The organism is Streptomyces cucumeris (genome assembly GCF_024295805.1).
GTDB classification, from domain to species: Bacteria; Actinomycetota; Actinomycetes; order Streptomycetales; family Streptomycetaceae; genus Streptomyces; species Streptomyces cucumeris.
Window position 1 is genome coordinate 244,792 of sequence record NZ_JANCLX010000001.1, and the last position, 12,270, is coordinate 257,061.

The 12,270-nt window shown below is 70.9% G+C and carries 7 protein-coding genes; 2 read left to right on the forward strand and 5 right to left on the reverse strand.

Annotation, left to right across the window (positions count from 1 at the left end; all coding sequences use genetic code 11):
- Window positions 1–499: 499 nt before the first annotated feature.
- The gene (gene acnA, locus NMK44_RS01245; RefSeq protein WP_308358035.1) at window positions 500–3,214 is read left to right on the forward strand and encodes an aconitate hydratase AcnA; all 2,715 of its coding nucleotides are present in this window, start codon (window positions 500–502) and stop codon (window positions 3,212–3,214) included.
- Between the two features lie 14 nt (window positions 3,215–3,228).
- Here the strand turns inward: acnA and NMK44_RS01250 are convergent, their stop codons facing one another.
- Window positions 3,229–4,191, reverse strand: a complete 963-nt coding sequence (locus tag NMK44_RS01250; protein ID WP_254737247.1) for a GNAT family N-acetyltransferase — start codon at window positions 4,189–4,191, stop codon at window positions 3,229–3,231.
- 158 nt (window positions 4,192–4,349) lie between these two features.
- Between NMK44_RS01250 and NMK44_RS01255 the strand changes: the two genes are divergently transcribed.
- Complete coding sequence (locus tag NMK44_RS01255; protein WP_254737249.1) at window positions 4,350–5,336, forward strand: NAD-dependent epimerase/dehydratase family protein; 987 nt, start codon at window positions 4,350–4,352, stop codon at window positions 5,334–5,336.
- Between the two features lie 57 nt (window positions 5,337–5,393).
- Here the strand turns inward: NMK44_RS01255 and NMK44_RS01260 are convergent, their stop codons facing one another.
- The 4 genes from NMK44_RS01260 to NMK44_RS01275 form a co-directional block, all read right to left on the reverse strand.
- Window positions 5,394–5,873 (reverse strand): hypothetical protein, encoded by a 480-nt coding sequence (locus NMK44_RS01260; RefSeq protein ID WP_254737251.1) that lies wholly within the window; start codon window positions 5,871–5,873, stop codon window positions 5,394–5,396.
- A gap of 11 nt (window positions 5,874–5,884) precedes the next feature.
- Window positions 5,885–7,636, reverse strand: a complete 1,752-nt coding sequence (locus NMK44_RS01265; protein WP_254737253.1) for an alpha/beta hydrolase — start codon at window positions 7,634–7,636, stop codon at window positions 5,885–5,887.
- A gap of 6 nt (window positions 7,637–7,642) precedes the next feature.
- Window positions 7,643–8,131: a hypothetical protein gene (locus NMK44_RS01270; RefSeq protein WP_254737255.1), complete on the reverse strand. Its 489-nt coding sequence runs from the start codon at window positions 8,129–8,131 to the stop codon at window positions 7,643–7,645.
- Between the two features lie 149 nt (window positions 8,132–8,280).
- Window positions 8,281–12,135 carry a GH92 family glycosyl hydrolase gene (locus NMK44_RS01275; RefSeq protein ID WP_254737257.1) on the reverse strand — a complete coding sequence of 1,285 codons (3,855 nt, stop codon included), beginning with the start codon at window positions 12,133–12,135 and terminating at the stop codon, window positions 8,281–8,283.
- Between the last annotated feature and the right edge of the window lie 135 nt (window positions 12,136–12,270).

The window sequence follows — 12,270 nt, forward strand, 5'->3', positions numbered from 1 at the left end:
GGGTGCGGAACTCCAGGCCCTCCCGGACCAGTTCGGCCCGCCCCGGCCGGCACCCCGCGCACGGGACCGCGCCATAAGCGGAACGGTCCGCTCACCGCGGGGACCGGGGCGGTCCCGGTCCGGCCACTTTCGGCCGCCCCCGGACTTCGCCGGACGCCGCCGAACGTGACGGACGCCGCACCGGGCCCGCGCCGGACCCGCCGCGGTCCGTCCGGGATCTGCCACGACCTGCGGCGGACCCGCCTGACGATCACCCGTTCCGGTGAACGCGCCACCCGCCGCCAGACGGCATGACACCCCTCCGCGGCAGGGCAGAGCTGACCGCGCGAGGGTGATGTATTAGAGTTATCTCGACATCGAGATATCTGCTGAAGGTGCACCGCCTTCCACTCGCACCGGTAAGGGTTACCTAACTTAGCCCTACCTTAGCGGACGGGCGCGGGCGGGCGGCGGCAGCATTGCGGTGGTACGCGCGAATTCATGCATGAAGGAGACTGTCGTGTCGGCGAACAGCTTCGACGCCCGCAGCACGCTGCAGGTGGGCGACGAGTCGTACGAGATCTTCAGGCTGGACAAGGTGGAGGGGTCCGCCCGCCTGCCGTACAGCCTGAAGGTGCTGCTGGAGAACCTGCTCCGCACCGAGGACGGCGCGAACATCACCGCCGACCACATCCGCGCGCTGGGCGGCTGGGACTCGCAGGCCCAGCCCAGCCAGGAGATCCAGTTCACGCCGGCCCGCGTGATCATGCAGGACTTCACCGGCGTGCCCTGTGTCGTCGACCTCGCCACCATGCGTGAGGCCGTCAAGGAGCTCGGCGGCGACCCGGCGAAGATCAACCCGCTGGCCCCGGCCGAGCTGGTCATCGACCACTCCGTCATCGCCGACAAGTTCGGCACCCGGGACGCCTTCGGCCAGAACGTCGAGCTGGAGTACGGCCGCAACAAGGAGCGCTACCAGTTCCTGCGCTGGGGTCAGACCGCCTTCGACGAGTTCAAGGTCGTCCCGCCCGGCACCGGCATCGTCCACCAGGTGAACATCGAGCACCTGGCCCGTACGGTCATGGTCCGGGGCGGCCAGGCGTACCCCGACACCCTCGTCGGCACCGACTCCCACACCACCATGGTCAACGGCCTCGGTGTGCTGGGCTGGGGCGTCGGCGGTATCGAGGCCGAGGCGGCCATGCTGGGTCAGCCGGTGTCGATGCTCATCCCGCGGGTCGTCGGCTTCAAGCTCACCGGTGAGCTCACGCCCGGCACCACCGCCACCGACCTGGTGCTCACCATCACCGAGATGCTGCGCAAGCACGGCGTCGTCGGCAAGTTCGTCGAGTTCTACGGCGAGGGCGTGGCGGCCACCAGCCTCGCCAACCGCGCCACCATCGGCAACATGTCCCCGGAGTTCGGCTCCACCGCCGCGATCTTCCCGATCGACGACGAGACGATCAAGTACCTGAAGCTGACGGGCCGCGACGCCCAGCAGCTCGCGCTCGTCGAGGCGTACGCCAAGGAGCAGGGCCTCTGGCTCGACCCGGCCGCCGAGCCCGACTTCTCCGAGAAGCTCGAGCTGGACCTGTCGACCGTCGTCCCCTCGATCGCCGGCCCGAAGCGTCCGCAGGACCGCATCGTCCTCGCCAACGCCGCCGAGCAGTTCGCGCTGGACGTGCGCAACTACGTCGAGGACGACGACGAGGCGGGCAAGGAGTCCTTCCCGGCCTCCGACGCCCCGGCCGCCACCAACGGCGTGCCGACCCGTCCGACCACGGTCACCGCCCCCGACGGCTCGACCTACGAGATCGACCACGGTGCGGTGACGGTCGCGGCCATCACCTCCTGCACCAACACCTCGAACCCGTACGTCATGGTCGCCGCCGCGCTGGTCGCGAAGAAGGCCGTGGAGAAGGGCCTGACCCGCAAGCCGTGGGTCAAGACCACGCTCGCCCCGGGCTCCAAGGTCGTCACCGACTACTTCGACAAGGCCGGGCTCACCCCGTACCTCGACAAGGTCGGCTTCAACCTCGTCGGCTACGGCTGCACCACCTGCATCGGCAACTCCGGCCCGCTGCCGGAGGAGGTCTCCAAGGCCGTCAACGAGCACGACCTGGCCGTGACCTCGGTGCTCTCCGGCAACCGCAACTTCGAGGGCCGGATCAACCCCGACGTCAAGATGAACTACCTGGCGTCCCCGCCGCTGGTCGTCGCGTACGCCCTCGCGGGTTCCATGAAGGTGAACATCACCGAGGACGCGCTGGGCATCGACACCGAGGGCAACCCGGTCTTCCTGAAGGACATCTGGCCGACCGAGGCCGAGGTCAACGACGTCGTGGCGAACGCCATCGGCGAGGACATGTTCAACAAGTCCTACCAGGACGTCTTCGCGGGCGACGCCCAGTGGCAGGCGCTGTCGATCCCCACCGGCAACACCTTCGAGTGGGACGCCCAGTCCACCTACGTGCGCAAGCCCCCGTACTTCGAGGGCATGACCATGGAGACCACCCCGGTCTCGGACATCTCCGGCGCCCGCGTGCTGGCGAAGCTGGGCGACTCGGTCACCACCGACCACATCTCCCCGGCCGGTGCGATCAAGGCCGACACCCCCGCCGGCCAGTACCTCACCGGGCACGGCGTCGAGCGTCGTGACTTCAACTCCTACGGCTCGCGCCGTGGTAACCACGAGGTCATGATCCGCGGCACCTTCGCCAACATCCGGCTGCGCAACCAGATCGCGCCGGGCACCGAGGGCGGCTACACCCGCGACTTCACGCAGGACGGCGGGCCGGTCTCCTTCATCTACGACGCCTCGCAGAACTACCAGGCCGCCGGCACCCCGCTGGTCATCCTGGCAGGCAAGGAGTACGGCTCCGGTTCGTCCCGCGACTGGGCCGCCAAGGGCACCGCGCTGCTCGGCGTCAAGGCCGTCATCGCCGAGTCCTACGAGCGCATCCACCGCTCGAACCTCATCGGCATGGGCGTCCTGCCGCTGCAGTTCCCGGAGGGCGCGTCCGCCGGGTCCCTCGGTCTGACCGGCGAGGAGACCTTCTCCTTCACCGGTGTCGAGGAGCTCAACAACGGCACCACGCCGCGCACGGTCAAGGTCACCACCGATACCGGTGTCGAGTTCGACGCGGTCGTCCGCATCGACACCCCCGGTGAGGCGGACTACTACCGCAACGGCGGCATCATGCAGTACGTGCTGCGCTCGCTGATCCGCAAGTAAGGCCGATCCGCGCGTCAGCACGCCGGTCCCGGCGACGGCCGGACGGGGCGCCCCCCCCCCCGGGGGGGGGGGCCGCGCCGGGACCGGGGGGCGGGGGGTAGGGGGGGTGCCGGGGGGATGTAGGGCGCCGGGGGCGGCATACCGCGCAGACAGACATAGCCGCCGGTGGACAGGTCGAGCCCGGCCTCCAGACCCACGTCCACCGCCCACTGCTGCTCGGCGGTCAGCCCCGGGACCCGGGCGTCGGTGCCCTCCGGCAGGCACAGCAGGGCCGCCGTCAGCAGCCGCTTGGCCAGCCGGCGCGAGGTGGCGGCCAGCAGCTCGACCTTGCCGTCCTCGCCGACGTAGCAATAGCCGCTGCCCGCCAGGTCGTCCACCACCAGCAACCGCCGCTGGGCCATCAGCAGTTCGTGGTCGGCCCCGTGGGCACCGCCCCGGGTGCGGCGGTCCACCGAGTCCAGCAGGTCCCGGTGGCGGGCCGCCCCCTCGTGCACCGCGCCGTCCGGCGGGGACAGCCGCGCCTTGGTCTCCGGGCCGACGGTGCCGCGCAGCCGCATCGCCGGATGCAGCGCGAACCCCGCACGCCGGTAGGTGGCCACCGCCCGTGGATCCTCGGAGCCGCAGATGATCCCGCGCAGACATCCCCGGCCGTACAGCAGCGTCGCCGCGAGCAGCTCCCGGCCGACGCCCTGCCGCTGGGCCCGCGGCAGCACCGCGAACATCGACAGCCCCCAGGTGCCCTCGCGGCGCGTGGACAGCGCGGCGCCCAGCGGCATACCGCCGTCGTCCACGGCGAGCCAGCAGCCGCCCGGATCGCTGCGGGCGAGATGCCGGTTGCGGTCGTGGACCTCGGCGACATACTCCGGTGGCCAGCCGTCCAGGCCCGCGAGCGCGGCGGTGTCCCCGAACGCGGCAGCGACCACCTCCCACACCGCCTCGGCGTCCTTGTCGGTGTCATGCAACTGGCGCAGGATCATGTCTCCATCCTGCCCAATCGGCGTGCGCGGCGGGCGCGGTGAAACGATGACCGGGCCGCGGGTCGGAGCGCACGGAAGCGCCGGTGTCCGCCGGTGGCGATTCTGCTGACAGCAGGGAACCCTGGGCCGGAGCGCGACGAGCGGGCAGAGTCGCCGTCATGAGACTTCTGATGCTGGGCGGGACGGAGTTCGTGGGCCGGGCCGTCACCGAGGAGGCGCTGGCCCGCGGCTGGGAGGTCACGGTGTTCCACCGCGGCCACCACCCCCCGCCGCCGGGGGTCACCGCACTGCACGGCGACCGCACCGCCCCCGGCGGACTCGCCGCCCTGGAGCGCGGGGTGTGGGACGTCGTGGTGGACACCTGGTCGGGCGCACCCTCGGCGGTCCGGGACACCGCGCGGCTGCTCACCGGGCGCGCCGGGACGTACGCCTACGTCTCCAGCCGCTCGGTGTACACCTATCCGGCCCCGGCCGGTCTGACGGAGGACGGGCCGGTGGTGGAGGCATCCCCGGACGCCGACGGCGGCGACTACGCCACCGTCAAACGGGGCGGGGAGCTGGCGGCCCGTGACGCCTTCGGCGAACGGGCCCTGCTGGCCCGCGCGGGGCTGGTCATCGGCCCCTACGAGAACATCGGGCGGCTCCCCTGGTGGCTGAACCGGATCGCCCGCGGCGGTCCGGTGCTCGCCCCCGGTCCGCGCGATCTGCCCCTCCAGTACATCGACGGGCGCGACCTGGCCCAGTGGGTGCTGGACGCCGCACAGGGCGGGCTCGGCGGTGCGTACAACGTGGTCAGTCCGCCGGGTCACACCACGATGGGGGAGCTGCTGGAGAGCTGTGTCCGGGTCACCGGCTCCGATGCGGAGCTGCGCTGGGCCGCTCCGGAGACCGTGCTGGCGGCCGGGATCGAGCCGTGGAGCGAACTGCCGGTCTGGCTGCCGCCGGGGGAGCTCTACGACACCATGCACCGCGGCGATGTCTCCAAGGTGCTGGCGGCGGGACTGCGCTGCCGCCCGGTGGCCGAGACGGTGGCGGACACCTGGACCTGGCTGAGCGCGCTGGGCGGGGTGGCACCGCACCGCCCGGACCGCCCGCCGGTGGGTCTGGACGCCGAACGGGAGGCCGAGGTGGTGCGGAGCCTGTGACCCGCGCCCGGCCGTCCCCGTGCCCCGGCGGCACGGGGACGGCCGTGGTGTGCGGTGTCAGGACGCGGCCACCGTCCCGCCCTCCGGAACCCGGAAGCAGGCGGAGACCAGTGTGAAGCCGATCCCCGGCTCCGCGCCGCGTCCGGTGTCCCGCGCGGTCGGGATGAGCAGGGTGGCCTTCAGGGTGAAGGGTGCCCGGGCGCAGTCGGCGATCAGATACGGCGCCGCGGCGACGGTCTCCTCCCGCCCCTCGGTGACGATCGTCCAGCCGTGCCGGGGCAGGTCCTCCCGGAGTCCCTCCCAGGCGGTGCGCAGTTCGTCGGCCGGAACCCCGTACACCGACCACGGGTGCCGGATGACGTAGAAGGTGTCGGGGTCCAGATCGCCGCACGGGCCCACACCCGGGCCCGGCGCGGTGGTCCGCCCCTTCACCCGCAGCAGGTCGTACAGCTCGCTGGAGAGCCGCCCGGCCTCCCGCCGCGGCGCGGAGACCTCTCGCACCTCGGGGGCGCGGACGGGGGCGTCGGATGCGGACATCGCGGCCCCCGCTACCGTACGCGGACGTCGTCGTAGCGGCCCGCCACCACCCGCGCCTGGTTCTCCAGGGTCTCGGACCCGGCGAGCCAGTAGTTGCCGTGACCGGTGGTGTCGGTGGTCATCTGGCGGGCGCCGAACTCCCCGTCGCCGGGGGTCACCCAGTGCAGCCCCTCGCGGTGGCCGTGGGACACGGCACCCCAGTCGGGGACCCAGTCGTCGTCGGCGGTCTGGTTCCAGACGTGCCCCTCGGGCACGTCCAGCTCCCGCGCCCGGCCCACCTGGACCCCGGGGCTGCCGCTCAGCATCACATCGTCCGCGGGCAGATCGCCCTGCCGGGCGGCCGACCCCACGACCACGGTGCCGTAGCTGTGGCCCTGCACCGAGATGTGGTCACCGGCCGACGGGTCGTGCGCGGTGCGCAGCCCCGTCAGGAAGTCGTTGAGGTCTCCCGCCGCCCGGTCGGCGTACTTGTCCTTCATGGCCTCCGGGACGAAGCTCTGCGGGGCGTCGTATCCGTACCAGGTGATCGTGGACACCTTCGGCTCGCCGGGCAGCGCGGTGGCGGCCTGCCACAGATTGGTGCCCGCGATCAGCGGTTTGTTGATCCCGCCGAGCGTGCCCTTGGTGCCGCCGACCATCACCGCGGTGTGGTCGGCGGTGTCCGGATTGCCGTTGGCCACGATCGCGCGCCCGTTCTCCTCGGGGGCGAACGCCAGCAGATACGCCGGGGGGAGTCCACTGCCGGTCGGGGTGTATCCGGACGGCCGGGTGTTGTCGAAGGCGTCCACCTTGCCCATGTCGTCGAAACGCATCTGAATGCGCTTCATACCGTTGAGCGCGGCCTTGAGGTGTTCGCGCCGCGCGTCCCACTCCCGCCATTCGGAGGTGATGACCATCGACCGGCCGGCCATGATGAACTTCGGTTTCGGCGCGGGCGGATAATTGTCCAGTTCGGTCTGGTATTTCGCGCGCTGTTCGGTGAAGACGACGCGGTTCGCCTCATCGCGGTCCTCGACGGGAAGCCCGTTCAGGACCCCCACGCTCGCCGGGTACAGCGAGATGTATTCGGCCCGTTCCTCGGCGGACAGACCATTCCACCAGGCCCGGTTCTCCGCGGGTGACTTCTCCTCGGGGACCGGTGGCAGATAGCGGCCCACCGACGTGCTCACCGCGCCGCGGTCCTCCGCGGCGTCGTTCCAGTCCTCCTTGGTCACCGACAGATCGGCTTCCGTGATCAGCTTGCCGAGCGTCCTGGCGTACTTGCCGTCCGCCTCCGCCGCGTCCCCCAGGGCATCACCGATCCGGTCGGCGAAGCCCTGTGCCCGCATCTGCGGGGTGATGGACACATACGGGGGCCGGCCGTCCCCGGAGGAATCGCCCACGGCGCCCGGCAGCAGCGGCGTGGGCGCGTGGTACTCGACCGAACCGTTCTCCCGGACCGTCATCCCCGCGGTGCGGGCGTCCTGTACGGCGTCGTCGAGCTTCTTCTTCGCCGACCGCAGCTCCGAGGCCAGCCCGTTGAGGGCGGTGAGGATCAGCGCGCACTCCACCTGCATGTAGTGGAAGTTCTCGCGGAGCCGCTCCAGCCGGGACAGCGCCGCGGTGAGGCCGTCACCCTTCAGCGCGCCGCGTAGCTTGGTGTTGATCTCCTGGTCGAGACGGTCCTTGGCGGCCCCGGCGTTGCTGCTGACCTTGTGCCAGCCGTCCGCGGCCTGTTCGAACTGGGCGGGGTCCAGCGCCCGTAGCTGTGCGTAGGTCACCACGGCCGGTCACCAGCTCCCCGAGGGGCCGCCCGGCGGCGGGACGGGCCGGGTCTTCTGCTCCGTGAAGAGCTTCTCGATGGCCTCGTCCTGTTTCGCGAGGTCATTGCCCGCCTTGGTCAGCTTGCCCATCAGCTCGGCGCATTCGTCGCGGACCACGGAGAGCCGGGCCTCCCAGGAGTTGAAGACCCGCTGCTGCGTTCCCGTGCTCTCCAGCCCCGCCACGGACTTACCGCCGACCCCGGCGCCGTCCTGGCCGTGGCGGAGGTCGCCCAGGGCCCGCACCGCGTTGCGGTGCAGATCGCCCAGGGCGGTCGATGCGGTATTCCACGGGCCTTTCGACGACTTCAGATCGCCGTCGCCGGCTCCGTCCTTTCCCGCACCCTTTTCCCCGTTCGCACCCGCCAGCCGGGTACTGACTCCATCACGATCGGTATCCGTTCCACCGGCGCCGGCATAGAACTCCTGCCACCGCTCGGACAGTCGTATGTCCCCCATACTGCCCTTCCTCTATCCGCTCAGGTGTTCCCAGTGCGGAACTAGGAAGGTAACAGAGCGAATTCGGCCGGGGAACTCCGAACAGGCCCTTGTGACAAGGGTGTTGAGGCCGGGGCCCGCACCATGACGGGCCCCGGCTCCGGCCGGTCTCAGCCGAGCAGTTCGACCTCCGCGAGGGTGGCCCGGTCATCGGCCACCAGACGGTAGTGGCCGTAACGTCCGGGCGCGCGGACCGAGAAGACCCGGGTCTGCCGGTCCCAGGTGAAGGACTGGTCCGACCGCCGGTCCAGGTCCTTCCAGTGCGAACCGTCGGCCGAGCCCTGGAGCGTCCAGCCGGACGGCGCGTCGCCCCGGTCCGCCGAGGTCAGGGTGTACTGCACGGCCCGGCCGGGATCCTTGACCGGCAGGTCCACCGAGGTGAAGGCGGTGTGTGTGCCCGAGGTGTCGTCCAGCAGGGCGGTACCGCGGCCGGACACCGTCAGATCGCCGCGCGGCGCGGGCACCTCGTCGTCCCGGGTGACGGAGGAGGGCGCCGCGTCCTTCCCCGTACCCCAGCGCGAGGGCTTGGGGCCCATGGTGAAGTCCAGCGTGCCGCCCCGGGCGAGGAGCCTGTGCGGCAGCGCGGTGCTGTGCCAGGGCTTGCCGTTCACCTCCAGGCCCTGGACGTACACGTTCCGCGCGCTGTTGCGCGGGGCCCTGATCACCAGGTCGCGGCCGCCTGCCAGGTGCACCGTGGCCTTGGTGAACAGCGGCGAGCCGACCGCGTACTCCGAACCGCCCATCACCAGCGGATAGAACCCCAGCGCGCTGAAGACGTACCAGGCGGACTGCTCGCCGTTGTCCTCGTCGCCGTGGTAGCCCTGGCCGATCTCACTGCCGGTGTAGAGCCGGGAGAGCACCTCGCGTACGGTCGCTTGCGTCTTCCAGGGCTGTCCCGCCGCGTCATACATGTAGGCGGCGTGATGGGCGACCTGGTTGCTGTGGCCGTACATGCCCATGCGGACGTCACGGGCCTCGGTCATCTCGTGGATGACACCGCCGTAGGACCCGGCGAACTCGGGGGAGGCGGTCTCCGGGGTGCTGAAGTAGGTGTCCAGCTTCTTCGCGAGCCCGGACCGGCCGCCGTAGAGGTTGGCCAGGCCCCGGCTGTCCTGGGGCGCGGTGAAGGCGTAGCCCCAGCCGTTGGTCTCGGTGTAGTCGTGGCCCCAGACCCGGGGGTCGTACTTCTCCGACGGCAGCCGCCACTTCCCGTCCGCGTCCCGGCCCTGGAAGAACCCGGCCCCGGGGTCGAAGAGCCGGACGTAGTTCCGGGCGCGGTTCAGGAAGTACTCCGACTCCTCCTTGTAGCGCGCCTTCTTGGTCCTGGCGTAGAGCGCCTCGCCCATGCGCGCGATCCCGAAGTCATTGAGGTAGCCCTCCAGTGCCCAGGACAGCCCCTCATGGGTCTCGGTGCTGGTGTAGCCGAGGAAGGGGGAGGTGGCCATGCCCTTACGGCCGACACCGGGGGAGGGCGGGACGGTGGTCGCATTCTTCACCGCCGCCTCGTACGCGGCCTCCCCGTCGAGCCCGACGCCCTTGAGGTAGGCGTCCGCGAAGGCCACGTCGGAACTGGTGCCGGTCATCAGGTCGGCGTAGCCGGGGGAGGACCAGCGGGATATCCAGCCCCCGTCCTTGTACTGCTGGACGAAGCCGTCCGCCAGCTCGGCCGCCCGCCGGGGGGTGAGCAGGGAGTAGGCGGGCCAGGTGGTGCGGTAGGTGTCCCAGAACCCGTTGTTGACATAGACCTTGCCGTCGACGATCTTCGCGCCGGTGCGGGTCGGGGTGTTCTCGCCGGTGGGTGCAGAGAAGGGGCTCGCGTACCGGTAGCGGGGCTTGCGGACGGTCCCGGTGTTCTCGAAGGCGGAGTTGGGATACAGGTACAGCCGGTAGAGGCTGGAGTAGAGAGTGGTGAGCTGGTCCGGGTCGGCCCCCTCGACCTCGATCACTCCCAGCACCTTGTCCCAGGCCCGCTGAGCCTCCCGCTCGACCCGGGCGAAGGAGGACGACTCCGGGATCTCCCGCTCCAGATTGGTCTTCGCCTGGTCCACGCCGAGGAGCGAGGTGGCCAGCCGCAGGGTCACGGTGCGGTCCTCACCGGGGGCGAAGCGGAAGTAGCCGGTGACGTCCTTGCCACCGCCGCCCGGCAGTCTGCCGCTCGCGGTCACGGGCGCGTCGAAGACGCCGTAGACGAACATCCGGGTGGCGCCGGCGGACAGTCCGCTCTTCACATCGGAGTAGCCGCTCACCACTCCGCGTTCGGCGTCGAGGGTCAGCCCGCCGTCACCGGAGACATTGTCGAACAGAACGCTCGCCTGCTTCCCCGGGTAGGTGAAGCGCATCATCGCCGCATGGTCGGTCGGCGCGATCCGGGCCTTCAGCCCGTTCTCGAAGGTCACCCCGTACGCGTACGGCCGGGCGGTCTCGCGTTCATGGCGGAACGGCAGCGCGCGGGCGGTCCGGGAGGCGTCCGGGACGCCGGCCGCGGCGGACGGCATGAGCTGGAAGGTCTGCCGGTCGCCCATCCAGGGGCTGGGCTCGTGGCTGGTGCCGAACGCCTGGATGGTGGGGAGGTTGTCGGCGTTGTTGGCGCGGGCGTACTGGTAGAGCCAGTCGGTGGAGCCCGCGTTCGTCACCGGCGTCCAGAAGTTGAAGCCATGGGGTACGGCGGTGGCCGGGAAGGTGTTGCCGCGCGAGAAGGAGCCGCTGGAGTTGGTGCCGCGGGTGGTCACGGCATGGTCGGACAGATGGGCCGGGGGCTTCTCCGGCTGCTGAGGGGTCAGCGAGATGTCGTCCACCCACCCCTGGAACCGCGCCGGACCCTTGGGGGAGTCGTACGCCACCAGGATCCGGTCGACCGTCCGGCCCGCGGCGACCGCGCCGATCCGGGACTCCTTGTGGTTCCACTGGTTGACGTAGAGCGTCTTGGAGGCCGCCTGTCCGTCCGGGCTCATCCGGGCGCCGTGCTGGTCCACCGCCCCCGCCAGCTCGCTGAGGTAGCTGCCGTCGGTGAAGGCGAGGTCGACCGAGACATGGGTGGCCGGATAGGAGAGATCGGTCTCCGGCATCGAGGGGAAGACCCGGTACGAGAGCACGGTGTTCCGGTCGACGGCCGTGTTCACGTCGAAGACCTTGTTGTACGAGTACGCGTGGCCGTCCGGTGTGTGGCTGCCCGCGTAGCGCAGCGCGTGGGTGCCGGTGAAGCCCGCGCGCGCCTTGGCGGTGGGGGACCCGGTGGGGCCGCGGTCGGTGTGGCTGCGCATCTCGGAGGGGGCGGGCGGGGCGCCGCCGGCGACCGCAAGCTGTACCTCGGCGAGCTGGACGAGGTCGTCCCCGGCGTTGCGGGTGATCTCCAGCCGGAAGTGCCGGTAGCCGGTGGAGTTGCCGAAGCCGAACTCCCGGGTCTGCTGGCGCGAGCTGAAGCTCTCGCCCTCGCGGCTGTCCAGCGCGGTCCAGTGCGAGCCGTCGGCGGAGCCCTTGAGGGTCCAGTCCTTCGGGTCGCGGCCGGGGGCGTCGTTGGCGGAGGTGAGGGCGTAGCGGACGGCCTTGACCGGTTCGCTCACCTCGAACTCCAGCCACGCGGTCTTCTCGAACACCAGCCATTTGCTGGTGAGCTCGCCGTCGACCAGGTTCTCCTTGGTCTCCCCGCCGGAGGCGTTCTCCCCGCTGGCCCGGACCCCGGTGACCTTTTCGGTGACGTTGCCGGGGATTCCGGAGGCGTAGCCGCCGTCGACGCCGGACGCCTTCTTCTTCCCGTCGGGGCCGGTCTCGACCGTGTCGCGCCAGTCCGGCTGTGGATCGTCCGCTTCGAAGGACGAGGCGAACGTCCGGTCGGCGCGGTCCGCGGTGTCCGGTCCGCGCGGTACGGCCTGTGCCGTGCCTTGTGCCGTGACCGCCAGCAGAACGGCGGCCAGCAGGGCGGCCGTTCGTCCGGTTCTCCGTCGTCGCCGTGGTGGTCCCTGTCGCATGCGCCGCCTCCCCATGCATATGACAACGTTGTCAAGGTGCATTGCGCAGAGATAAGTAGGACGGCCGGGGGAGGGCGGTGTCAAGAACGCGACGGGGATCGGACCGGGCGGGAGGCGGAGCGGTGGCCCGGTCCA